Origin of the sequence: Pseudomonas sp. AL03 (genome assembly GCF_029960815.1) — a bacterium.
In the GTDB taxonomy this organism is placed as follows: Bacteria; Pseudomonadota; Gammaproteobacteria; order Pseudomonadales; family Pseudomonadaceae; genus Aquipseudomonas.
Map to the genome: position 1 here is coordinate 95,051 of NZ_JASBRE010000015.1, position 23,904 is coordinate 118,954.

Here is a 23,904-nt window from a genome sequence, read left to right on the forward strand (position 1 = left end):
CAAGTGACATGACCGAAGCCATTCGTTACGAAAAAGGACAGGACCAGATCGTCGTCCTGACCATCGACATGCCGGGGCAGAGCGCCAACACCATGAACGCGGTCTACCGCGACGCCATGGCCGCTTGTGTCGCCAGACTCGTTGCCGACAAGGATTCCATCGCCGGCGTGATCATCACCTCGGCCAAGAAAACCTTCTTCGCCGGCGGCGACCTCAATGAACTGATCACAGTCGGCAAGCCCCAAGCCAAAGCCTTCTATGACAGGGTGCTGTCCCTCAAAGGGCAACTGCGCACCCTGGAAACCCTCGGTAAACCGGTGGTCGCGGCCATCAACGGCGCCGCGTTGGGCGGCGGTTGGGAAATCTGCCTGGCGTGCCATCACCGGGTTGCGCTGGACCATGCTTCGGTGCAACTCGGCTTGCCGGAAGTGACCCTCGGCCTGCTGCCGGGCGGCGGCGGGGTGGTGCGCATGGTGCGGATGCTCGGCATTGAAAAAGCCTTGCCGTACCTGCTCGAGGGCAAGAAAGTCCGGCCGCAGCAGGCGTTGCGGGCAGGGTTAATTGATGAGCTGGCGGCGGATCGTGATGAATTGCTGGCCAAGGCTCGCGCCTGGATTATCGCCAATCCTTCGGTTGTGCAGCGCTGGGACGTGAAGGGTTACCAGATTCCGGGTGGTACGCCGTCGAACCCGAAAGTCGCGCAAATGCTGGCCATCGCGCCGTCGATCCTGCGCAGCAAAACCAATGGCTGCATGCCCGCACCAGAGAAAATCCTCTGCGCCGTAGTGGAAGGTGCTCAGGTGGATTTCGACACCGCGCACCTGATCGAAACCCGTTACTTCACCGAATTGACCACCGGGCAGGTGGCGAAAAACATGATTGGCACGTTCTGGTTTCAGCTCAATGAGATCAATGCTGGTGGCTCGCGGCCCCAGGGCTTTGCGCCTTACGTGACGCGTCGCGTGTGTGTGCTGGGCGCCGGCATGATGGGCGCCGGTATCGCCTTTGTCAGCGCGTCGGCCGGCATCGACGTGGTGCTCAAGGACATCAATCTTGCGGCAGCGCAGAAGGGCAAGGCGCATTCGGCGGCGCTGCTGGACAAGAAGGTCGCTCGGGGCCAATTGAGTGCTGATCAGCGCGATGCAACGCTGGCGCGAATTCACCCCACTGAAAGCGATGCTGATCTGGACGGTTGCGATCTGATCATTGAAGCGGTGTTTGAAGATCGCGATCTGAAGGCCAACGTCTCTTCGGCTGCGCAAAAAGTCGTTGGCCCGGACGCGGTGATTGCTTCCAATACGTCGACTTTGCCGATCAGCGGCCTCGCTGCCGCCGTGCCGGATCAGACGAAATTCATCGGTCTGCATTTCTTCAGCCCCGTGGAGAAAATGCCGCTGGTGGAAATCATCAAAGGCGCCCACACCAGCGACGAAACCCTGGCTCGCGGGTTCGATTTCGTCCTGCAAATCAAGAAAACGCCGATTGTGGTCAACGATAGCCGTGGCTTCTTCACCTCGCGGGTGTTCGGCACGTTCACCAACGAAGGCATCGCCCTGCTGGGCGAAGGCGTGAGCGCGCCGATGATCGAGACCGAAGCGCGCAAGGCGGGCATGCCGATCGGACCTCTGGCGATCTCCGACGAAGTTTCCCTCAGCCTGATGAGCCATATCCGCCAGCAAACCGCCAAAGACCTGCAAGCAGAAGGGAAAGCGCTGATTGAGCATCCAGCGTTTGCCGTGATTGACGTGCTGCTAAATGAATACAAGCGCCCCGGTAAAGCCGCAGGTGGCGGTTTCTACGATTACCCGGCCGGTGGCCAGAAGCATCTGTGGCCGGAGTTGAAGTCCCGTTTCGAGAAGGCTTACGGGCAGATTTCGCCGAAGGACGTGCGTGATCGGCTGCTGTTCGTGCAAGCCATCGAAACCGTGCGCTGTGTGGAGGAGGGTGTGTTGACCTCGACGGCGGACGCCAACGTCGGTTCGATCTTCGGTATCGGCTTCGCCGCCTGGACCGGCGGCGCGCTGCAGTTCATCAACCAGTACGGGGTGAAAGACTTCGTCGCCCGTGCCCAGTACCTGGCGGAGCAATATGGCGAGCGATTCGCCCCCCCTGCGCTGCTGCTGGAAAAAGCGGCCAAAGGGGAGGCGTTCTAGGGGACGGGAGACGCATTCTGGGGCTTGCCTTGCCACCGTGTTTCAAGGCAGGCTCTGGGGTGTGCATTACTCCCATCACGTGTCAGGTATTTTTATGTCGTTACGCATCTGCATTCTGGAAACTGACATCCTGCGTCCGGAACTGGTCGATCAATATCAGGGTTACGGGCAGATGTTCCAGCGTCTGTTTTCGCAGCAACCCATCGCTGCCGAGTTCACCGTCTACAACGTGATGCAGGGCGAGTATCCCGGCGAAGAGCTGACGTTCGACGCCTACCTGGTCACCGGTAGCAAGGCCGATTCCTTCGGCACCGACCCGTGGATTGAAACCCTCAGGACGTACCTGCTGACCCGCTACGAGCGCGGCGACAAACTGTTGGGCGTGTGCTTCGGCCATCAACTGCTGGCGCTGCTGCTGGGCGGCAAGAGCGAGCGTGCGCCCCAAGGCTGGGGCGTCGGCACCCACAACTACAAACTCGCCGCCAAGGCGCCGTGGATGAGCCCGGTGAGGGAAGAGCTGACCTTGCTGATCAGCCACCAGGATCAGGTCACCGCGCTCCCGGAAAATGCCACGGTCATCGCTTCCAGCGATTTCTGCCCGTTTGCCGCGTACCACATCAACGATCAGGTGCTGTGCTTCCAGGGGCATCCGGAGTTCATTCACGATTACTCGCGCGCGCTGTTGGATATTCGTCAGCAAGCGCTGGGCGAGCAGATTTATTCGAAAGGTATGGCGAGCCTAGAGCACGAGCATCACGGCACTACCGTTGCCGAGTGGATGATGCGGTTTGTGGCGCACAAGCCTCAGAGTGTCTGAAACTGATCGTTCCCACGCTCTGCGTGGGAATGCATCCCCCGACGCTCCGCGTCACAGCCACCCGGACTTCTTGAAGCTCACCCACAAACTGACGCACCCAACACCGATAAACCCCAGCACCCCGAAATACCCGTAATGCCACGTCAATTCCGGCATGTTCTGGAAGTTCATCCCGTATATCCCGGCCACCGCCGTCGGGAACGCCAGAATCGCCGCCCACGCCGCAAACTTGCGCTGCACCACGCTTTGGCGTGACGCCTCCAGCAACACCCCGACCTCGATGGTCTGGCTGGCAATATCGGCCAAGGTCGTCAGGTCTTCCATCTGCCGCGTCACGTGAATCTGCACATCGCGAAAGTACGGCCGCATGTTCTTGTCGATGAACGGGAAGTTCAGTTTCTGCAGTTCCTCACTGATCTCCACCATCGGCGCCGCATACCGGCGCAAACGCACTACATCGCGGCGCAAGCTGTGGAGCTTCTGGATATCGTGTTCATTCAGGTGGCTACACAGCACGTTGATTTCCAGCGCATCGATCTCGGCATGGATCGCTTCGCCCACCGGCTGGTAGTTTTCGATCACGAAGTCGAGGAGGGCATAAAGTACGAAATCCTCCCCATGTTCGAGCAACAGCGGACGCGCCTCACAACGCTGTCGGACATGAGCGTAGGACGCCGAGTGGCCGTTGCGTGCGGTAATGATGTAACCGTTGCCGGCAAAGATGTGAGTCTCGATGAATTGCAGTTTGCCTTCATGCCGGATCGGCGAATACGTGACGATAAACAGCGCATCGCCGAAGGTTTCCAGTTTCGGTCGACTGTGTTTTTCCAGGGCGTCTTCGATAGCCAGTTCGTGCAGGTTGAACTGGCGTTGCAGGCTGGCCAGCTCCTGCGCGTTCGGCTCTTCCATGCCGATCCACACAAAGTGGTCAGGCTTGGCAGCCCAGGCAGCGCCTTCGTCGAGGGTGATATTGGTGACTTTCTTACCGGCGCTGTAAACCGCAGCAGCAACAACTCTACCCATGATGGTGGTTCACTTCTTAGTGGCAGCTGTTTATTGGCAGCTTTCTATTGGTAAAGAATGGCAGTGCCAGGCAGTGCTCAGCTTAGCCCTGTCTGCTGCTTGAGAGTCAGCAAAGTCTGCAGAGTTCGCAGGCAAAAGAAAACCCGCACTGGGCGGGTTTCTTTTACGCGGCTTGCAGTTGCCGATCCATTGACGCGATGCACTCGCGCATTTGCTCGCGGCATTGGGCAATCAGCAGCGGCATGTCATCCAGGCTCAATCCAGCCGTAGGAATCGCCGGTAGCGAACGGATCAGAATCTTCCCACTGCGCCAGCGGTTCAATCGCATGTGTTTAACGTAACTGCTGACACACACCGGAACGATCGGCACCCCGGCGGCAATGGCCATTTGAAAGGCACCTTTCTTGAACGGCAGCAACTCTTCGCCCAGGTTGCGCGTACCTTCCGGGAAGACCCAGATAGAGGTGTCTTCATTCTGCAGCGTGTGGGTCGTGGTCAACATCGACTGGCGCGCTTTCTGCGCATTGCCGCGATCGATCAGCACGTTGCCTGCCAGCCAGAACAACTGACCAAACAGCGGTACCCACTTCAGACTCTTCTTGCCAATACACACGGTGCGGCGGGGTACCACGTTGCCGAACACAAACAGATCGTAGTTGGACTGGTGGTTGGCGATGATCACGCAGCTGTCGGGTTTATCCATCAACGGTCCGACGTCGGCCTTCACCCGCAGACGCAAAATGCACATCGCCGGCCATGCATAAAGACGCGCGCACAAACGGCTGTTGTCCGGATTAAATGGTCGGCACAGACCGAGAATCACCCCGAGCACACCGGCCAGAATAAAGTGCAGGCCCATCAATAACATACGAAACACAAAGAGCATCTACAGACCCCACCGGAACAAAAGGTGGCGCAGTGTACGGATGTGCACTGTTTTCGGCAATTGCCGCTATAGAGGTGGGAGATAGGCGATGTTTGAGCGCATGTTTCCGACTTATGAGACAGACGCGACCTAGAGCGGTTGTAGGCTTTTCAACAGGGCGCGTAAGAAAAAGCCCGACACGACGGTCGGGCTTTTCGGTTTTCCAGATATAGGCTTAAACCAAAAGCTCCTGATCCTGGATGATCGCGTTGTCCAGCGTCTCCAGCAGCGCTTTGCGCACTTTCAACTTGGTGTTTTTGTGAGCCGTCATGTTGATCTTCTTCAACTGACGAGCCGCCGCCAGCGCCGCGCCCTGCAACTCTTCGGCCGACACCACCAGATCGAGGAAGCCGGCATCCACGGCGCTCTGCGGATTAAACATCTCACCGTTGATGACGGAGCGGTGGAACGCCGACTTGCGCAGGCGATCACGGGCCAGCTCGATACCGGCGTGGTGCATGGTCATGCCGATCTGCACTTCGTTCAGACCAATGCTGAACGGGCCGTCGACACCTATGCGGTAATCCACCGACAGCAGCAGGAACGCACCCTTGGCCACCGCATGCCCAGGGCACGCCACGATCACCGGGAACGGGTGCGACAACAGACGACGAGCCAGCGTCGAACCGGCAGTCACGAGCGCAACGGCCTCTTTAGGGCCGGAGGTCATCACCTTCAAGTCATAACCGCCCGACAGAATTCCGGGCGTACCGGTAATGATCACCACCGCACGATCAGTCACCGCCTGATCCAGCGCAGCGTTAAACGCAGTAATCACGTCCGGGGAGATGGCATTGACCTTGCCATTGCTCAAGGTCAGGGTCGCGATACCGTCTTCGAGATGGTAGGAAATCAACTCACTCATGACGCTATTCCTTTGAATTAAGTAGGGTAGACGTTACCCACCGCCGTAGGCCAGGTAAAGTGCCGTGACTGACCACCCAGTCACCCTTTTCCCGCCCGGCGAGCATCGCCCGCCACGCCAGCCGCGCACTCCCCTCTATATAGAAGCGGGGCGTGACGCCGGAGATTGGCCGGTTTGCCATGGCCCGGAACTCACCGGAACGACTAAATCGCTAACCGCATGAAAATTCTGAAAAAAATATTTGCCATCGGAAAAGCTTTCGACTACATTAGCGCGCCTCGACAGACAGAACATGTTTGAAGAGATACGGTGAAGTGTCCGAGTGGCTTAAGGAGCACGCCTGGAAAGTGTGTATACAAGAAATTGTATCGAGAGTTCGAATCTCTCCTTCACCGCCACATTCGATGTAACCAAAACCCCTGACTTTGAGAGAAGTCAGGGGTTTTGTGGTTTCTGGCGTCTGGATTTCGTGGCTGGCAATGTTATTGACCCAAGCCTATCGGCGGAGGCGCTTCCGAAATTTATGTAGGACGTGTGATAGGCATGTGGGAAGTAATGCTGGAAAGCCAGGTGGCTGGGTGCTTTCATAGGTTTTAGCACCTGACATGAGTCGTTTCGGAAGGGGTATTCGGTTTGCGCCTTTAGGGTACAAAATGAATCAACGGGCAAGGCACATGACGCGGCCCATTATCTGGATGGACGCACGCGCGTTGTGCAGGAATTCACCATGAAACAGGCCGAACTGGAAAAGGTTCAGGTGGAGATCGTCAAGCTGATGGCTGAGCAGCGCAAGCTGAACGCCGAAGCCGGGAAGATGACCCATGAAACTTTTTGGTATCCGGTGGCCATTGCTATTGGCCTGATCGGTACGGTCGCCACTGTCACCGCAGTGTTGATCAAGCTGCTCTAATACTTTGGGCCGTAGTCGATGAACAAAGAACTCCGCCTCACGGCTGTGCAACGGACTTGAATTCTGTTTGACGACTTTGCATCTCTTGGCTCCTTTTTAGGTACGACCTGTTCAATCCCCCTCGAATGGAATCGACACCATGTCTCACCCTCGCGCCGCTTCCCGCCGCATAGCTATTGCATCACTGCCGTATCTGTCCAGACTGCCTTGAGTCAATATCCCGAGTATGAGGAAGGAAGTTTAATGATCACCACCACAACCCACACCATCGAAGGCCGGCAAATCACTGCTTATCTGGACATCGTCAGTGCCGAGTCGGTGCAGGGTGTCAATGTTATCCGCGATATGTTCGCCGGGATGCGGGATTTTTTCGGTGGGCGCTCTCAGACATTGGAGCGGGCGTTGAAGGAAGCACGGATTCAGGCAACCGACGAGCTCAAGGAGCGGGCACGGGGTCTTCAGGCCGATGCGGTGGTGGGGCTTGATTTTGAGATTAGCATGCCGGCCGGGAAGGGCGGGATGGTAGTGGTGTTTGTGACCGGGACGGCGGTCAAGCTGAGGTGAGTGACGCGAGGGGCCATTCGTCGGGCATGCAACAATCTGAATCACAAGTCCAGTAATGACCGGCTAGTCTCAAAAGCCTGGGTGGTCGATATTTTTCAGGCAAATAGGGCTTGCCGGTGTCGACCCTTTTGAGAGGGGAAAGGTATGGCTAATCCGTATATCGAAGAGGAAGGGGCAGAGTTTCCGATCAACAATTGCGTTCAGTGTGGCCAAACGGAGTATGTGGCAGGCTTTGGTGAAGACCCGGTCCAAAACAACAAATTGAAATCTGCGGTGCGCCGAGGGCCCAAGGCGAAGTTTATGCCCAGGGTGGCGCCAACCAGGAAGTAACTATCTACCGTACAGCCCCCCCGCCATTGAGCGGGGTTTTTATTTTCATGAGGTTGGTTCTTGGGATTTGGACTACAGGTACATCATTAGCTGTTGGTATTTTATTTCACAAACTTTTCACACCTACCTACGTAGGCTCAACTCATCCGTTAGAAAGCAGTACCTGGCCCGTTCCCCAGCGGGCTTTTTTTTGCCTGTCATAAAACCTTTTCTATAAACGCTGTCCAACCGTCGCCTATAGCGAGGTTGAACCCGTGCGTGTCTGGTCCTCTAAAGCATTCAATCTCGCCCCTTTCGGTTACCCCTATTTTTTGAGGTTTTTGTCATGCGTTTAACACTGCCTGCTCTGGTTCTGGGGCTTTTGGTTGCTCAAGGTGCGATGGCTGCTGGTGACGGCACTGCCGCGATCGGTGGTGGTTTGGGTGGCGCGCTGGGCAATGTGGTCGGCCAGAGTATGGGCGGCAGCACCGGTGCAGCGATTGGTGCGGGTGTCGCGGGCGCGGCCGGCAGCGCTGTTGCCGCACGCAAAGGCAGCCGCACTAAAGCAGCCATTGGTGGTGGTGTCGGCGCAGCAGGCGGTTCGGTGATCGGCAACAGCCTGGGCGGCAAGACCGGTTCCACCCTCGGCGCAGGCTTGGGCGGCGCATTGGGTGGCGGCGTTGGCAGCAACCTGGCCAAAGGTCACAAGCGGCACTGATCCTGATCGATAAGTTCAAAACGCCCGGCTTGATGCTGGGCGTTTCGTATCTGGATGTTTCTACTTCACGCTCTTCGGGTTTACAGCTGTCCAACGATCAGCGCTGACGTGGGGAAAAAGCTAGACTCACGCCATCCGTAACGCGTTCTCTTACCCCCGATACGGAATTTAGAGGTTCATATCATGCGTTTGACATTGTCCACGTTGGTTCTGGGACTTTTGGTCGCTCAAGGTGCAATGGCAGCCGGTGACGGCACCGCTGCAGTGGGCGGTGGTATTGGCGGTGCGCTAGGTAACGTGGTCGGCCAGCAAATGGGCGGCAGCACGGGTGCCGCGATTGGCGCCGGATTGGGCGGCGCGGCAGGTAGCGCGGTCGGCGCAAACAAAGGCAGTCGCACAGAAGCGGCGATTGGCGGTGGTTTGGGGTCGGCGGGTGGCTCGGTGATCGGCAACAGCCTCGGCGGTTCTACCGGCTCGACCATTGGCGCAGGTTTGGGCGGCGCGGCGGGTGGGGCAGTCGGCAACAACTTGGGTAGCGACAGCGGCAGTTCGCACTCCGGTAGCGGCCACAAGCATAAGCATAAGCATAAGCATAAGCATAAAAACAAACATCACTGATTCGACATCAGCTACACCAGAAACCCGGCCTCAGCGTCGGGTTTTTCGTTTCTGGTAGTAGGACTCTGGAACGTTTGGTCGTAGGTCGCCTCGAACTTCATACACCCCAGAACCTTGTGAGGCATGCCATGACTCCTGAAACCGAAGGCAAGGAAGAAAAAGGCCCGAGCGGGCTTCCGTTCATTAACGATCCCGGTAACGAAGACCCTGGCTCGCTGATGGATAACGCAACGGTGCCGCTCAACGATTCCGATGATGCAGGCGATGTCGGAAATATCGAAGACGAGGATGAGGGCGACGATTGACCATGCTTTGCGACAGGCTTGACCGATCGTCTCTCTGATCGAACGCTTGCATGGCGCAATCCTCGAAATGTCAGGGCCTGCTTTTCAGGCCCCTCGAGAGGTGCTTTATGAACGTTGATCCGAAAGACGCCGACATCGACGAAACCCCTGAGTATCCATTGCCTTCACCGACCGATTCCCTGAGTCGCGATCAACGTCCGCCTGACGACGACACTGCTGTGGAGCAATTGCCGTCTGATGACGTGAAGCGTGGGGACGTGGAAGCTGACCCTGAAGATCCGGACATTGCCGGTGATGACCGCTCAAACGAACCGAGCTGAACATATGAGTGGGAGTGGCGGGAGTTCGGGAGGAAGGACGGGGGAAGCTGGTATGAGTGGTTTGGGTGGTTTGAAATCCACGCCCCCGAGGGTGTCCCTGATTTTGTGTAAACGGGATTTCTATTAAACCGTTAACAGCCGATCTTCAAACTGGATACTGAAGCGATTCAAAGCCGCTTTCCAGTCCCGGATCGGCATTGTCCACTTTTTGCTTCAGCCGCGACTTCCTTCTGCCGTTTCCACGACACGAAGTTCAAACTGTTGCGCACCCATGTGCACGATGCACAGCTGAACGACGGCTTTTGGGTAAACCGTTTCAATCGCCTCAGGGAAGCCTTTGAGGCCGTCCACGCAGGCGATGAAGATGTCCTGCACGCCCCGATTCTTGAGTTCGGTCACCACTTGCAGCCAGAATTTTGCGCCTTCGGTTTGCGCGATCCACAAGCCCAGCACTTCTTTGTGACCCGCCATGTTGACGCCGATGGCCAGATAAACCGCCTTGTTGCGCACGGCGCCGGCATCGCGCACTTTGACGTGAATGCAGTCCAGATAGAGGATCGGGTATAGCGCGTCCAGCGGCCGCGCCTGCCAGAGTTTGACCTCATCACTCACCGCGTCGGTAATCGCCGAGATCAGGCTGGGAGAGACCTCGGTGCCGTACATTTCCTGCAAGTGCGCCTGAATTTCTCTGACACTCAAACCGCGAGCGTAGAGCGAGATGACTTTGTCATCGAAGCCCGTCCAGCGGGTTTGATGCTTGGCCACCAACTGCGGCTCGAAGGACGCCTGCCGGTCGCGAGGGATGTCGAGCGGCAGTTCGCCGAAGTCGCCCTTCAGGGTTTTACCGCTGTGACCGTTGCGCGCATTGGCGGCGGTGTTGGTGATCGTCGCGCTTTTGTCGTGCCCCAGGTGTTCGGTCATCTCGGCTTCAAGGGCCCGCTCGACCAGCATCTTGGTGAGCTGTTTGAGCAGGCCGTTTTCGCCGATGAGATCTTCGGGCTTTTTGTAATTGGCCAGCAGACTGTCGGCCAGTTTAACCAGTTCAGGATCAGGTTTGACTCGTTTGGCTCGGTCATTGGATTTCCTTGGGGTAGGCAGTCTCCTGCCAAATGACCGTTTACACAAAACTAATTACACCCTCTCCTCGGGGGTGCTCCGCGATAGCGATATTCGGTTTTGACGCCAGGTACGGGGGGAGTTACTTCCACCTTCCCATCCGGATCCTCATCCCCAAACGCCGGCTTCTTACACCCATCCCCCCCAGGACACTCACTCAACCCCAGCGGATCAACCCACCCCGTCGGACTCCTCGTGTACTGATACCCGTTTAACCCACCCGCCAACCTACTCGGGTCCGGCGTCAGATACCGTCCAACATCCGGATTGTAGTAGCGATGCCGGTTGTAATGCAGGCCCGTTTCCGCATCGAAATACTGCCCCTGAAACCTCAACGGCTGATCAAGCACTTGATAGGTGTCGCGGTTGAGACGAGTCAGACGGCCATACGCTGTGTATCGGGCGGCCCAGATGATGTCGCCGCTGTAGTCGGTGAGTTCTTGTGGCGTGCCGAGGTGGTCGAGTTGGTAGTAAAACGGACAAGCCTGGCGTGGGCCTTTGCCGTCAAGCATCGCCAGTGGGCGGAAGCTGCCCGGCTCGTAGACATAGCTGCGGTAATGTTCGCGACTACTTTCAGCGACGAGGTTGTCGCCCTGCCAGAAAAATTCGGTGGAGTTGCCGTCGACGGTTTTGGCGATGCGGCGGCCGAAGGCGTCGTAGCGATAACTGGCACAACGTCCATCCGGCAACGTGACGCCTACTAACTGGTGCTGGCAGTCGTAGCGGTATTCGGTGAGCAGTTTTTGTGCGGTGCCGCGGCGCTCGCGGATCAGATTGCCAAAGGCGTCGTAATCGTAATGGCGGTCGCCTTGCTTCAATAGGCGATTGCCTTTGACGGTGGTCGGGCCTGGACGATCCTGCATCAGCAGGTTGCCCGCCGGGTCGTGGGCGAAGCTTTCCGGTTGGTGATCGCGGGAGTGGCGGATTCGGATCAGGCGGTCGAGTGGATCGTATTGATAGCTGCGTTGGCCGTGACGGGTGTCGGCAATGGAGTCGAGGTTGCCGTTGGCGCTGTAGGCATAGTCGCGGCGATACAGCGATTGGAGGTCTTGGCTGACAGCGTGAGCTTTCAGACGGCCCTGGTCGTCGTGCTGGTATTCGCTGAGCAACAGGCCTTGTTGGCGGTTTAGTTCGCGACCGGCGAAGAAGGTATGTGACGTCAGCCGGGCGCCATTGAGGTCGATCGCCGTCAACGCACCGCCCTTGGCGTGGTGGTAGTCGAGCTTGCTGTTGTCCGGCAGGCGCAGGCGATTGAGCTGGCCGCAGACGTTGTAGCCATAGCGCAGGGTGCCCCAGCCCTGATGTTCGGTGATTAGTCGGTCGTGTTTGTCATACTCGAACTCCAGTGGATGGTCGTGACCATCGTCGACGCTGACCAACCGGCCAAGGCTGTCATAGCGATACTCGACGTTAACGCCATCGGACAGGTTTTTAACCAGCAGGCGTCCAGCCGAATCCCGCTGATAACCCGTAACCAGTTGCGAGCCGTCATCGCCGAACTCGGTTTTCTCCAGTAAGTGGCCGTTAAGATCGTAGGCATACGCCGTGCGTCGGCCATCGAAGCCGGTTTCCTGTCGGATCAATCCGTTGGGTGTGTAGTCCAGTCGATAGTGTTCGCCGGATTCGTTTTCGATTTCCGTCAGCAGTAGCTGCGCGTTGTCGTAGCGATAACGCAATTGCGTTCCGTCAGGGTTGATCCGGCGACTGACCAGATGCAGGTCATCGTCGTACTCAAAACGAGTGACGCGCCCCAGTTCATCGCGCTCGGCGGTGATCTTGCCGTAGGCGTTGTAGCTGAACGCTCGACTGGCGCCCGTAGGAAGAATCGTCTGACTCAGACGCCCGACAGCGTCCCATTGGTATTGAGTGACAGCGCCGTGTTCGTCCTGACGGGTAATCTGCCGACCCAAAGCGTCGTAGGAAAACCGCTGCTGACCTCCGTCTGGCAACGTTTCTTCGAGCAGCTGTCCTAATGAATTCCACCCGAAGACATGCCGACTGTTGTCTGGATAACGGATCGACAGCACCCGTCCTTGAGCGTCGTAGTGATAGCGGGTGACATGACCGTCAGGATCGGTCGCTTCCGTGACGTCACCCTGAACATTGCGCTGATAGGTCCATACCGCTTTACCGCGATACCGCGCGAGCAGGAAACCATTGCGATATTCGTAGGACGTCGGCTCGTCTTCGGGTGAGATCAGGGCAATCAGCCGCCCGATCTCGTCATAGCGGTAGTGGGTAATCGCCCCCAACGGGTCCTGTTCGGTCAGCAACCGGCCTTTGTCGTCGTAGGCCTTCAGGTGTTCTGCGCCATTGGGTTCGACCCGACGCACCAGTCGCGCCTGTTCGTCGTGCTCGTAAATCTCCTCGCTGCCGTCGGCGTTTTTTACCACCACACTGCCGTTGTCATCCCAGACATACCGCGCGTCCCACTGCGAAAACGACGCCCAATGGCGGACGCATCGGGCAGCCTTGCCGGACCTTTCCCACGCCCAGAAGAAACTTGCCCCACCGGCCAGTTGTCGCTGGAGAATGACGTGCTGATCGTCATAGTCGTACCGTTCGATGTCGCCGTCGGCATTGGTCGCTTCGATCAAGCGCTGACACGCGTCGTAGCGGTAGGCAACCAGTGTTTGCTCGGTACGCCAGGCGTCTTCCTGGGGCTCGGCCGGATGAAAGCGTTGATACTCGACGGCAACTATGTGTCGGCGCGCATAGCGCAACAGCAGGGAACGCCCGGCGCCGTTGTCGAGGCGCTTGATCCTGTCAGAAGTGTCCCGCTGCACCGTCAGCCGATTGCCATAGGCATCGCTGATCGCCGTCAGTCGCCCTGTACGAAAGTGGAAGAACCGCGTTTTTTCGCCGGGCAGAGCGAGGATCAGTTCTTCGTGCTCATCACCTAGATAAATCGCTGCTCGCGACAGGCTGTTGTGAATCGTCGGGCGCTCGCTACTCGGTAGCGGAAAAATCGTACGGCGGTTTTCGTGGTCGACCCAAATGACGGTGTCGCCATCGATATCCAGTCGATGTGCGAGGGAATGACTCCAGCCGAACCCAAGTCCACAATCGATCTCCACAGCACTGGTGCGATAGAGCCGGGTGAAGTCGAACGGCAAAATCCCGTCCAGCGAACCATCGGTCAGCGTGAGCAGTTCTTCGCCCGTGACCATCGACACCGGACAGCCATGGGTACAGGTCAGCGGTCCGCAATCGGCGCTGTCGCCGTTGGGGGGTTTCGCCTGATAGGGAGCATCGGCGCGATGTTCCTGACGAACCAAGCGGGTCATGGCCTCGGACTTGTCGCGAGCGATTGCGACCGGGTTCTTTACCAGCACAACCGGTGCAGCCCCCGCGCTGATCTGCAGTGACACCGCGGGTGCGGGGTTCAGCGGAACATTCCGGGCGCTGACTGCGAGGAGTTTGAGTACACCTGCGTGGGTTGTCAGGTCGGACTTGGCGGTCAGTTCGGCCAGCCGCAAACTCGAGGCCGCCAGCCAGCTCCGTGCTCGCTCCGACTTGACCTTGTTCAGCACCTTGGCGCTTATGCCAAGTGTCAGTCCTGTAGGACCTGTGAAGCGCGCGAACAGCAATCCGATCAATATTCCTGTACGAATTTGCGCCACGACCTCAGCGATATGTTGCGGTGGCAACATCCTCAGCCAACGGGTGATCGCCGCGAGATGAATGAACATCAACGGCTCGTCGCTCAGCATCAGCAACACATTGGCAATGGTCTCGGCCGAAGCGTTCAGCTCGTTGCGCAGCCAGCCTTCCAGTTCGCCGATCACGCCCTGATACGAGTCGTACAGCGCTTTGACGTGATGAGCGCAAACATGGGGGAAAAAGGTGATGCGATAACGCAGACTGCGCTCGCAATCGGGGATTTCCAGGATGCCGCTGGGACCAATCTCGCGGTAGATCGGCTCGCCAAACGTGCCTTCAGAGAGGTAGGGTTCAAGCATCACCGGTGTATTGCCGATCGGCACAAACCGCGCGGCATCGAACATGTGCACCAGGGTCAAAGAACCACTGGCCGAGCACGAAGCGACTGTCGAGCTGACTGGCGTGGTGGAATTCTTCGGTGCGCTAAGACGGACTTCGTTGCCGACCTTGAACACTTGCTCGACATCCAGTGTCCTGCCGGTCCAGAAATTTTCAGCCCAGGCGTCGTAGTCATTGAGACACAGTCGAAACTCACCGAGCAGCGCTTCGACATCGGGCTGCTCAGGGTCCATGGCGGCGACCACCAGCAGCCCGATGGTGTTATTCAAGGCCAGGACCTTGTCAGGTACGAACATTCACAGTCTCTCGCGCGGATCAATTCAGAACGCGGGACTTTGCGGGGGATCGACGTGGAAAGAAGTCGGGAAAGTAGGTGTTTGGTGTAGGGGGAATCGTTAAATGACGGAGAGCACTTCGGCGCAGGTTTTAGTAGCGATCAGGCATTGCCCGTTGCCCTATGCCAGTCGCGCTCGCTATGCTGCTGAAACCTTTAATCGATCGCGGACCCGGCCGTACCTGAGCCGCCTCTGGGATGTCATTAGAAAACGGATCAGATGCGATGAATGCACCGCTGAGTGAATTCGGCCCGATCAAGGCCGTGATTTTCGATATGGACGGCCTGTTGCTGGACACCGAGGGCATTTACACCGAGGTCACGTCCATGATTGCCGCGCGTTACGGTCGGGTCTTCGACTGGAGCGTCAAACAGAACATCATCGGTCGTGGTGCAGGAGATCTGGCGCGCTATGTGGTCGAGGCGCTGGACTTGCCGATCACCGCCGAAGAGTTTTTGGTGATCCGCGAACCGCTGATGCGCGAGCGTTTTCCTACAGCGTTGGCGATGCCTGGCGCACAGGAGCTGGTTCGGCACTTGAAGGCCAACAATATTCCGATCGCGGTGGGCACCAGTTCTTCGCGTCAGTCGTTCGGCCAGAAAACCACCTTGCACCGCGACTGGTTCGCGCTGTTCGATTTCATTGTGACGGCCGATGATCCGGAAGTCGGCGCGGCCAAACCGGCGCCGGACATCTTCCTCACGGCGGCGCGGCGCCTGGGTGTCGCGCCCGAGGATTGCCTGGTGTTCGAGGATTCGCCGTTTGGTGTCACAGCGGCGAAAGCGGCGGGGATGACGGCGATTGCGATCCCGGATGCGGCGATGGCTGACGAAAAGTACGCACACGCCGATGGCATTCTTCGTACGCTGACAGCGTTCAAACCGAGCGCCTTCGGCCTGCCGGCGCTTGAATGGGCTTAAAGCTGCGTACATAAAAACGCCGGCAACCCTGATCAGGGTTGCCGGCGTTTTTTATGCGAGATTCAGAACATCAGGCGCCGAAACCTCCGTCGATGGTCAGGCTGGCACCGGTGATGTAGCCGGCTTCGGGGCCGACGAGGTAGGCGACGAAACTGGCGATTTCTTCCGCTTTGCCATACCGACCCACCGCCATCAACGGGATCAGGCTTTCGGCGAAGTCACCGCTGGCCGGGTTCATGTCAGTGTCAACCGGGCCCGGTTGCACGTTGTTGATGGTGATCCCGCGCGGGCCGAGGTCGCGAGCCAGGCCTTTGGTCAGGCCGACCAGCGCCGATTTGCTCATGGCGTAGGGGCCGCCACCGGCGAAGGGCGTGCGGTCGGCGTTGGTGCTGCCGATGTTGATGATGCGGCCGCCTTCGGTCATGTGTTTGGCAGCGGCCTGGGTGGCGATGAATACGCTGCGCACGTTGATCGCGAGGGTCTGGTCGAAGTCTTCAAGTTTGAAGTCTTCCAAGGGTGCAACGGCCAGAACGCCTGCGTTGTTGACCAGAATGTCCAGGCGACCAAAGGCTTTAACGGTGGCGGTCACGGCGTTGCGGATGGCCTCGGCGTCGGCGCTGTCAGCCTTGATGGCGAGGGCTTTGCCGCCGTTACTGGTGATGCTGTTTTGCAATTCTTCGGCTTTTGCCGTTGAGCTGACGTAGGTGAAGGCGACTGTCGCGCCTTCAGCAGCCAGGCGTTTGACAATGGCGGCGCCGATACCGCGGGATCCGCCTTGAATCAAAGCCACTTTGCCGCTGAGGTTCTGAGTAGTCATATCGATCTCCAAGTCTCGAGGCGGGATGCGTCGGTTGATAGAGCCTAGTATCGATTCGGGAACCCGCTGCAAGCTATATCAGGGTCATTACTACCCCGGGTCAGGGTTAATTTTACCCCTTATGCCGTAGTTCAAATCACCCTACGAATTTCAATCTATTGATATATAGCCAGTTTATGGTTGGCATGAATGATGACCTATATAAGTTCAAGCCTTCCTTCAGCGAAACGAATCAAAGTCGTCTTTCGCTGAGGCCGTACCGCACCCATGGGACGATTTTTATGTTTGAAGTATTCGGTGGCAACCTTGAACAAAGTACCGAGTGTTTTGCGGCCTATCTTGCTGACCCCAAACGCCCGGTCGACGTGGACGATACTTGTTCAGGTCTGAGGAATTCCTGGTCGATGGCCGGCCTGCAACGGGCAGGCATCGTCGCTTGCGTGCTGACAATGCTTGATGTGGGTATTGTTTACTTATATGTGCGTTAATGGCGTATCGATAATAATTATATGTGTCCAATTGCCTTGGTTTTTATTGTTCTTGCGTGAGTTGTTGATCTTGAGTTGTCTGCCGTGAATCAGCCATATGTGGCCGGATTCTGTTTCGGATACCGAGGATCATTCTTGCCGCGAAACTTCCAGCGATTGAGCATTCTGTATGGTCCAAGTCACTCCAATTCCCTGTGTGCAACACACCCTGCTAGAAGATGTTCTGGCCGTGCTGGTCGGCACATTGATGGTCTCGTTCGGGATCATGTTGCTTCGCCAGGCGGGTGCACTCACCGGCGGTACGGCAGGGATAGCCTTCCTCATTCATTACACGTCGGGTGTTTCATTCGGTACGGCCTTCTTCTTCATCAATCTGCCGTTCTATTACCTCGCCATTCGGCGCATGGGCTGGGCGTTCACCCTCAAGACCTTTTGTGCCGTCGCATTGGTGTCGCTGTTCACTGACCTGCATTTGCGCTTTATCCATATCGATCAACTCCAGCCGATCTATGCCACCTTGTTCGGCAATCTGATCATGGGGCTGGGGTTCATTGTGCTGTTCAGGCACAAGGCGAGCCTGGGTGGGGTCAACATCCTCGCACTCTACCTGCAGGACCGACTCGGTATACGTGCCGGTAAACTGCAATTGATCGTGGACGTTATGGTCATGTTCGCTTCGCTGTACGTAGTGACTGTGCCAGCGCTCATCATTTCAATCGCAGGAGCGGTGGTGTTGAATCTGATCATCGCGATGAATCATCGGCCTAATCGCTACGCAGCGTGACTGTAGACGCGAAGGCTTAGCGCCCAAACCGCCCCGACCAACCAATGATGTTTTTCGGCCGCGGCGTCGCATAAGTCCGCACCTTGGAAGTCGACAAGCCCAACCGCACCAACGACTCGGCAATCGTTACCGCCGCCGTCACGCCATCCACCACCGGCACGCCAGTGCGCTGACGAATCTGTTCATCCAGCCCGGCCATGCCGCCGCAGCCCAGGCAAATCACCTCGGCCTTGTCTTCAAGCACTGCCAATTCCGCCTGACGAACAATCGCCTCCAGCGCACGCTCGGGATCGGATTCCAGTTCCAGTACCGCCAGGCCACTGGCCCGTACCGATGCGCAGCGGTCCCAGAGCCCGGACAGTTTGAGGCGATCCTCGATCAGCGGTACGGTGCGGTCCAGCGTGGTGACCACCGAGTAGGCATGGCCGAGGAACATGGCGGTGCTGGCCGCCGCATCGGTGATGTCCACCACCGGCACGTTGAGCAGCTCCTGCAAACCCTCGCGGCCGTGCTCGCCGTAACCGGCCTGGATCACGGCATCGAAGGGTTGGTCGTAGGACATTACTCGGTCCATCACCGCGATGGCGGCCAGATAACTTTCGAAATTGCCTTCAATGGAGTCAGCACCGAAGTAGGGCGTCAGGCCGATGATTTCCGTGCCCGGCGCGGCCACGGACTGAGCCGAGCGTGCGATGGCCTGGGTGATGGATTCGGTGGTGTTGACGTTGACCACGAGAATTCGCATGGGAGGTCCTTATAGCGGGGGGGGGGCTGCGGCCCGCCGGTGCCGGGCCGCCAAGGGATTAATGGCAGACGTTATCGACGGCGATGGCTTCGCCGCTGACGTCTGCGTAATGGGGCTGCCGTTTGGCGATGATCAGGTAGAGCATCCCGGCTATTCCGGCCCCAATCAGCCAGGAGAAGGGCGATACGCTGTCGAAGCCCGGTACCAGCGCCAGGACGATGGCGATCAGCGCGGCAGGAATGAACGCCGCGACGGCGCGTAAATTGACTCCGCGGCTGTAGTAATAAGCGCCGTTGGGATCCTCGCTGTACAACTGCGGCACGTTGACCTGGCCTTTTCGTACGATCCAGTAGTCGACCATGATCACTCCGTATAACGGGCCGAGCAGGGCGCCAAGGCCGGACAGGAAATACACGATCACCAGCGGGCTGTTGTAGAGGTTCCACGGCAGGATCAGCACCGCGATGGTCGCGCTGATCAGCCCGGCGCGGCGGAACGTCAGGTACTTCGGCGCCAGGTTACTCAGCACGAAGGCCGGGGCGACGAAGTTGGCCATGATGTTCACCGCCACGGTGACGATCAGGAACGCCAGGCAGCCGAGCACCAGAAAGAAGGTGTTGGGGATCGAGGCAATGATCTCGGTCGGGCTTTCGATAATCCGTCCATTGATCTGAAATTGCGCGCCACAGAGCAAGACGGTGATGCAGGCGAACACCAGAATATTCACCGGCAGGCCCCAGAAATTGCCGACCTTGATGGTCTTGCGGCACGGTGAAGAACGGGCGAAGTCGCAGAAGTTGAGGATCAGCGTGCCGTAGATCGACAGCCACAACGCACCGCCGGCAAAGATGTTGCGCCACATCTCGCCACCGGTCAGCGGTTCGCGGATCGACCAGGCGATGGTCGCGTTGGCCTGGGTGTACATCCAGGCGGCGAGGGCAGCAACGGTCAGCAGAATCACCGGCCCGGCGAACGCCTCGTAGCGCCGCACCATTTCCATGCCGTAGGCGAGAATCGCCAGTTGCACGAACCAGATCGCGACGAAACACACCCAGCCCAGGCTCGATAGCCCGAGGATCGAGTTGTGGTCGTAGTCAGCGAAGCCTGGATGAACCGCTGTCAGCAATACTCGAAAGACCACCGAGGCCAGGTAGGTCTGAATCCCGAACCAGGCGATGGCGATAACGGCGCGGATCAGCGCAGGAATCTGCGCCCCGTGAATACCGAAACTGATCCGGCTGATGACAGGGAATGGCACGCCGGTCTTTTGCCCCATGTAACCGGAGAGGTTCATGAAGCAGTACACCAACGCAGCGCCGATCCCCAAGGACAGCAGGATTTGCCAGCCGCCCAGCCCGAGCGCATACAGCCCTATGGCGAAAGAGTAATTGGCGATGTTGTGAACGTCGTTGGTCCACAGGGCGAAGATGCTGTAGCGGCCCCAGCGTCGACCTTCGGCCTTGGTGGGCGCCAGGTCCTTGTTGTGCAGGCGAGGGCTGAGCACGACGGGTTCTTCAAACGTTTGGTCGGGAGTGGTAGAAGTAGGTGGGAAGGAGGGCAGATCCAGCGCGATGTTGTTATTGGAGAGGCTAGTACGCATTCCGGCAGGCTCCGAGCTTGGCACCGCGATGACTGTGCATGAGCGTTGGCTCGACAAATCTTCGTCGCGGGCAGTCAGCATCATTGGTTACGGGGCATCTGCAGCCTGTACGGGATAGGGCGCTTCAGGCTTGCGGATCTAAAGTGTGTGTATGTTTTGACATGATTGTATACAAAACATGTATGCACTTAAGCCAAATCCATGCCAGATCCCGATCTATGAATTTCATCGCTAATTTCGTTTTGTTATCAGTTGTCGATAAGTAGCTGAAATAAAGGCGATATAAATTGACCACTTGAACAGGTATTTATTTTTCAGCAGAGTTTGTACGAAAGGTCGACTGAGGAAGTCAGGGCGGGAGTGTGTAACTTTTGGGGGCGTAGAAATGAAAAGTGCACACACAAATGGCACCTATGGTGACAGTCGTGTGTACACATTTTTTGTAGAGGGGGGGTTAGGCCTTGGATTTACTGATGATGTTGCCTGCGTGCAAGCCGCATTCTTTCTGCGTTGCCTCTTCCCACCACCAACGACCTTCGCGCTCGTGCTGGTTCGGCAACACCGGACGGGTGCACGGTTCGCAGCCGATGCTGATGAACCCGCGTTCGTGCAAGCTGTTGTACGGCAGCTCCAGCATGCGGATGTAACCCCAGATCTCCTCGCTGGTCATTTGTGCCAGCGGGTTGAATTTGTACAGGGTGCGTTCCGGGGTGGAGAACGCGCTGTCGATTTCCAGCACCGCGACGGCGCTGCGAGTGCCAGGGCTTTGATCCCGACGCTGGCCGGTGGCCCAGGCCGTCACGCTGGAGAGCTTGCGACGAAGCGGCTCGATCTTGCGGATGCCGCAGCATTCGCCATGGCCGTCCTTGTAGAAACTGAACAGGCCCTTTTCCTTCACGAACGGTTCCAGTTTCGTGTAGTCCGGCGACACCAGTTCGATGTCGATCTTGTAGTGCTCACGCACCTGATCGATGAAGCGGTAGGTCTCGGGGTGCAAGCGGCCGGTGTCGAGGCTGAACACTTTGACGTTCTTGTTCAGCTTCCAGGCCATGTCCACCAGCACCACGTCTTCGGCGCCGCTGAAAGATATCCACAGGTCATCGCCGAACTCGGCGAACGCGAGTTTCAGGATGTCCTGGGCGGATTTGTTGGCATAAGTCGTGGCGAGTTCCACGACATCGAACGATGGGCTCATCAGGGCGGCTTCCTACAGGTCGGTGGCGCTGGGCGCTCTATATGGCTCTGATGGTAACAAAATCCTGCAGCCGCTGGTGCGCACTCTGCGTTGCGCAGGCTAGCCTGAGTCGCTAGAGTTCGGCAGTCCTTTTGCTCGCTTGACTCAATAATCAATACCAATGGGAGTGTCTTGTGGAAATTGCCTGTCTGGATCTTGAAGGTGTACTGGTCCCGGAAATCTGGATCGCCTTCGCCGAAAAAACCGGGATTGAATCCTTGAGGGCTACCACCCGGGACATCCCCGACTACGACGTGCTGATGAAGCAGCGCCTGCGGATTCTCGACGAGCATGGTCTGAAACTCGCTGACATACAGGAAGTGATTGCCACGCTCCAGCCGCTGGACGGTGCCATCGAGTTCGTCAACTGGCTGCGAGAACGCTTTCAGGTCGTGATTCTGTCGGACACGTTCTACGAGTTCTCCCAGCCGCTGATGCGTCAACTGGGCTTCCCGACCTTGCTTTGCCATCGTCTGATTACTGACGATTCAGGGCGGGTGACCCACTATCAGTTGCGTCAGAAAGATCCCAAGCGCCAGTCGGTATTAGCCTTCAAGAGCCTTTACTACCGGGTGATCGCGGCGGGGGATTCCTACAACGACACCACGATGCTGGGTGAGGCGGATGTGGGGATTCTGTTCCATGCGCCGGACAATGTGATTCGCGAGTTTCCGCAATTTCCAGCGGTGCACAGCTTTGAAGCGCTGAAGCAGGAATTCATCAAGGCTTCGAATCGTGCGTTGAGCTTGTAGTCGTTTTCGAGGACGCCTTCGCGGGCAAGCCTCGCTCCTACAGAGGATCGTCGAACCCTGTAGGAGCGAGGCTTGCCCGCGAAGCTTTTAAAGGTTTTGCAGGGTATCGAGCAACACCTTCACTTTGGTAATCGATTCCTGATACTCGGCCTGCCATTCCGAATCCGCGACGATTCCGCCACCGCCCCAGCAACACACCTGCCCATCCTTGACCAGCAAACTGCGAATCGCGATGGAGCTGTCCATCTCGCCGCGCACGTCCAGATAGAGCAAAGACCCGCAGTACAACCCCCGACGCGTCGGCTCCAGCTCGTCGATGATCTGCATTGCGCGAATCTTCGGCGCTCCGGTAATCGAGCCGCCGGGGAAGCTGCCAGCGATCAGGTCCAGCGGATCCCGGTCATCCGCCAGTTCCCCAGTCACGCTGCTCACCAAATGATGCACATTCGGGTAGCTTTCCAGGCTGAACAACTCCGGCACCCGAACCGAACCGATACGGCAGGTGCGGCCGAGGTCATTGCGCAGCAGGTCGACGATCATCAGGTTTTCTGCGCGGTCCTTGGGGCTGGCCAGCAGTTCGGCGGCGTTTGCCGCATCTTCGGCAGCGGTCAGTCCGCGAGGACGGGTGCCTTTGATCGGGCGGGTTTCCACATGGCGTTCACTGACTTTGACGAAACGCTCCGGCGACAGACTCAGCACCGCGCCGCCGTCTGGCAGGCTCTGAAAACCGGAGAACGGCGTCGGGCACGCCGCCCGCAGTGCGCAATACGCAGCCCATGGATCGCCCTGGCACTGCGCGCGGAAACGCTGGGCGAAGTTGACCTGATAGCAGTCGCCGGCCTGGATGTAGTGCTGAATGCGTTCTAGCGCGTGGCGATACTCATCAGCGCTCAGGTCGGCCTTCATCGGGGCTTTCAACTTGAAAGGCTCGACCGCTTCACCCGTAGGTTCACTGAATAGCGTGATCAGGCGCTGACGTTCGCTGTCGACCAGCGACGGGTGGAAGACCAACTGACTGGTACTCAGTTGGTGATCGCTGATCAATGCCCAGGCGTACAGGCCGAAACGTGCGTCGGGCAATTGCAGGTCGTCCTGCGCCTGAGTCGGCAGATTCTCCAGATGCCGACCGAAGTCGTAGCTCAGGTAACCGATCAAACCACCCGCGAAGGGCAGGTCAACAGGCACCGTCGCTTCACCGAGTCGTGTCAGATGGTCGCGAAGACGTTGCAGGAAATCGCTGCCACTTTCGTCAGGCAACACCGCCAGTTGTTCCCGCGGCCAAGCGCTGAGCAGGTCATAACGCCCACGCTCGGCAGTCGGTCGGCCACTGTCGAGCAGCACGGCACCGGGGGCATGACGAATCGCCGCGAAGTACTCGGCGGGGTTGGCGCGATAGGGGAGCGGGTGTACGGAACAGGTCAACATGGGCGGGGCAGATCAGCCATCGAGGCGGGGGTGGCGATTGTAGTCCCCTCGGGGAATTGCTCCTAGAGGGGATGTCGGGGATTGGCAGGTTGAGAGCTTCGGTGACTGTCAGTCAGTCTTCGCGGGCAAGCCTCGCTCCTACAGATTTGTGTCGTTCGC

The 23,904-nt window shown here is 58.0% G+C and carries 22 protein-coding genes, 1 tRNA gene and 1 pseudogene; 14 read left to right on the top strand and 10 right to left on the bottom strand.

Annotated features, from left to right (window positions below; genetic code table 11):
• Nucleotides 1-8: 8 nt before the first annotated feature.
• A complete protein-coding gene (locus QK293_RS16105) occupies nucleotides 9-2,153 on the top strand; it encodes a 3-hydroxyacyl-CoA dehydrogenase NAD-binding domain-containing protein (protein WP_282378632.1) in 2,145 nt (714 codons plus the stop codon).
• Nucleotides 2,154-2,247: 94 nt separating this feature from the next.
• Nucleotides 2,248-2,970 carry an amidotransferase gene (locus tag QK293_RS16110; RefSeq protein ID WP_282378634.1) on the top strand — a complete coding sequence of 241 codons (723 nt, stop codon included), beginning with the start codon at nucleotides 2,248-2,250 and terminating at the stop codon, nucleotides 2,968-2,970.
• Nucleotides 2,971-3,021: 51 nt separating this feature from the next.
• Here QK293_RS16110 and QK293_RS16115 read toward each other — a convergent pair whose 3' ends face one another.
• The 3 genes from QK293_RS16115 to QK293_RS16125 all read right to left on the bottom strand — a co-directional run bounded on the left by QK293_RS16115 (nucleotide 3,022) and on the right by QK293_RS16125 (nucleotide 5,783).
• Complete coding sequence (locus tag QK293_RS16115) at nucleotides 3,022-3,993, bottom strand: magnesium and cobalt transport protein CorA (protein WP_282378637.1); 972 nt, start codon at nucleotides 3,991-3,993, stop codon at nucleotides 3,022-3,024.
• A gap of 163 nt (nucleotides 3,994-4,156) precedes the next feature.
• The gene (locus tag QK293_RS16120) at nucleotides 4,157-4,879 is read right to left on the bottom strand and encodes a 1-acylglycerol-3-phosphate O-acyltransferase (protein ID WP_056744165.1); all 723 of its coding nucleotides are present in this window, start codon (nucleotides 4,877-4,879) and stop codon (nucleotides 4,157-4,159) included.
• A 214-nt stretch (nucleotides 4,880-5,093) separates the two neighbouring features.
• Entirely contained in the window at nucleotides 5,094-5,783 is a 690-nt protein-coding gene (locus QK293_RS16125; protein ID WP_282378643.1) for a crotonase/enoyl-CoA hydratase family protein, read from the bottom strand.
• Between the two features lie 308 nt (nucleotides 5,784-6,091).
• Between QK293_RS16125 and QK293_RS16130 the strand changes: the two genes are divergently transcribed.
• The 8 genes from QK293_RS16130 to QK293_RS16165 all read left to right on the top strand — a co-directional run bounded on the left by QK293_RS16130 (nucleotide 6,092) and on the right by QK293_RS16165 (nucleotide 9,527).
• Nucleotides 6,092-6,181: transfer RNA gene (locus QK293_RS16130), tRNA-Ser, on the top strand.
• Between the two features lie 329 nt (nucleotides 6,182-6,510).
• The gene (locus QK293_RS16135) at nucleotides 6,511-6,693 is read left to right on the top strand and encodes a hypothetical protein (protein WP_282378644.1); all 183 of its coding nucleotides are present in this window, start codon (nucleotides 6,511-6,513) and stop codon (nucleotides 6,691-6,693) included.
• Nucleotides 6,694-6,936: 243 nt separating this feature from the next.
• The gene (locus QK293_RS16140) at nucleotides 6,937-7,257 is read left to right on the top strand and encodes a YbjQ family protein (protein WP_282378646.1); all 321 of its coding nucleotides are present in this window, start codon (nucleotides 6,937-6,939) and stop codon (nucleotides 7,255-7,257) included.
• A gap of 144 nt (nucleotides 7,258-7,401) precedes the next feature.
• Nucleotides 7,402-7,587: a hypothetical protein gene (locus QK293_RS16145; protein ID WP_282378648.1), complete on the top strand. Its 186-nt coding sequence runs from the start codon at nucleotides 7,402-7,404 to the stop codon at nucleotides 7,585-7,587.
• 325 nt (nucleotides 7,588-7,912) lie between these two features.
• Entirely contained in the window at nucleotides 7,913-8,284 is a 372-nt protein-coding gene (locus QK293_RS16150; protein ID WP_282378650.1) for a bacteriocin, read from the top strand.
• 183 nt (nucleotides 8,285-8,467) lie between these two features.
• Nucleotides 8,468-8,902 carry a glycine zipper domain-containing protein gene (locus QK293_RS16155; RefSeq protein ID WP_282378652.1) on the top strand — a complete coding sequence of 145 codons (435 nt, stop codon included), beginning with the start codon at nucleotides 8,468-8,470 and terminating at the stop codon, nucleotides 8,900-8,902.
• Between the two features lie 128 nt (nucleotides 8,903-9,030).
• Nucleotides 9,031-9,207: a hypothetical protein gene (locus tag QK293_RS16160; protein ID WP_282378653.1), complete on the top strand. Its 177-nt coding sequence runs from the start codon at nucleotides 9,031-9,033 to the stop codon at nucleotides 9,205-9,207.
• A 107-nt stretch (nucleotides 9,208-9,314) separates the two neighbouring features.
• Nucleotides 9,315-9,527 carry a hypothetical protein gene (locus QK293_RS16165; protein WP_282378655.1) on the top strand — a complete coding sequence of 71 codons (213 nt, stop codon included), beginning with the start codon at nucleotides 9,315-9,317 and terminating at the stop codon, nucleotides 9,525-9,527.
• A 212-nt stretch (nucleotides 9,528-9,739) separates the two neighbouring features.
• Here QK293_RS16165 and QK293_RS16170 read toward each other — a convergent pair.
• Both QK293_RS16170 and QK293_RS27600 read right to left on the bottom strand, forming a co-directional pair.
• A pseudogene (locus QK293_RS16170) lies at nucleotides 9,740-10,547 on the bottom strand (IS256 family transposase); the annotation flags it as partial.
• Between the two features lie 107 nt (nucleotides 10,548-10,654).
• Entirely contained in the window at nucleotides 10,655-14,941 is a 4,287-nt protein-coding gene (locus QK293_RS27600; RefSeq protein WP_348775354.1) for an RHS repeat-associated core domain-containing protein, read from the bottom strand.
• 263 nt (nucleotides 14,942-15,204) lie between these two features.
• Between QK293_RS27600 and QK293_RS16195 the strand changes: the two genes are divergently transcribed.
• Nucleotides 15,205-15,900: an HAD-IA family hydrolase gene (locus QK293_RS16195; protein ID WP_282378657.1), complete on the top strand. Its 696-nt coding sequence runs from the start codon at nucleotides 15,205-15,207 to the stop codon at nucleotides 15,898-15,900.
• Between the two features lie 70 nt (nucleotides 15,901-15,970).
• Here the strand turns inward: QK293_RS16195 and QK293_RS16200 are convergent, their stop codons facing one another.
• Nucleotides 15,971-16,717 (bottom strand): 3-oxoacyl-ACP reductase family protein, encoded by a 747-nt coding sequence (locus QK293_RS16200; protein WP_282378660.1) that lies wholly within the window; start codon nucleotides 16,715-16,717, stop codon nucleotides 15,971-15,973.
• 185 nt (nucleotides 16,718-16,902) lie between these two features.
• Between QK293_RS16200 and QK293_RS16205 the strand changes: the two genes are divergently transcribed.
• Together QK293_RS16205 and QK293_RS16210 are read left to right on the top strand one after the other, a co-directional pair.
• Entirely contained in the window at nucleotides 16,903-17,205 is a 303-nt protein-coding gene (locus tag QK293_RS16205; protein WP_282378663.1) for a hypothetical protein, read from the top strand.
• Between the two features lie 169 nt (nucleotides 17,206-17,374).
• Nucleotides 17,375-17,989, top strand: coding sequence for a YitT family protein (locus QK293_RS16210; protein ID WP_282378665.1), 615 nt, complete (start codon nucleotides 17,375-17,377; stop codon nucleotides 17,987-17,989).
• A gap of 16 nt (nucleotides 17,990-18,005) precedes the next feature.
• Here QK293_RS16210 and QK293_RS16215 read toward each other — a convergent pair whose 3' ends face one another.
• The 3 genes from QK293_RS16215 to QK293_RS16225 form a co-directional block, all read right to left on the bottom strand.
• The gene (locus QK293_RS16215; protein WP_282378668.1) at nucleotides 18,006-18,734 is read right to left on the bottom strand and encodes an aspartate/glutamate racemase family protein; all 729 of its coding nucleotides are present in this window, start codon (nucleotides 18,732-18,734) and stop codon (nucleotides 18,006-18,008) included.
• 58 nt (nucleotides 18,735-18,792) lie between these two features.
• Nucleotides 18,793-20,334, bottom strand: coding sequence for an NCS1 family nucleobase:cation symporter-1 (locus tag QK293_RS16220; RefSeq protein WP_282378671.1), 1,542 nt, complete (start codon nucleotides 20,332-20,334; stop codon nucleotides 18,793-18,795).
• Between the two features lie 454 nt (nucleotides 20,335-20,788).
• Entirely contained in the window at nucleotides 20,789-21,529 is a 741-nt protein-coding gene (locus tag QK293_RS16225) for a phosphoadenylyl-sulfate reductase (RefSeq protein ID WP_282378673.1), read from the bottom strand.
• Nucleotides 21,530-21,702: 173 nt separating this feature from the next.
• Between QK293_RS16225 and thrH the strand changes: the two genes are divergently transcribed.
• The gene (thrH, locus tag QK293_RS16230; RefSeq protein WP_282378675.1) at nucleotides 21,703-22,320 is read left to right on the top strand and encodes a bifunctional phosphoserine phosphatase/homoserine phosphotransferase ThrH; all 618 of its coding nucleotides are present in this window, start codon (nucleotides 21,703-21,705) and stop codon (nucleotides 22,318-22,320) included.
• An 87-nt stretch (nucleotides 22,321-22,407) separates the two neighbouring features.
• On the opposite strand, the gene pabB is transcribed toward thrH, so the two are convergent.
• The gene (pabB, locus tag QK293_RS16235) at nucleotides 22,408-23,745 is read right to left on the bottom strand and encodes an aminodeoxychorismate synthase component I (protein ID WP_282378677.1); all 1,338 of its coding nucleotides are present in this window, start codon (nucleotides 23,743-23,745) and stop codon (nucleotides 22,408-22,410) included.
• Nucleotides 23,746-23,904: the final 159 nt, after the last annotated feature.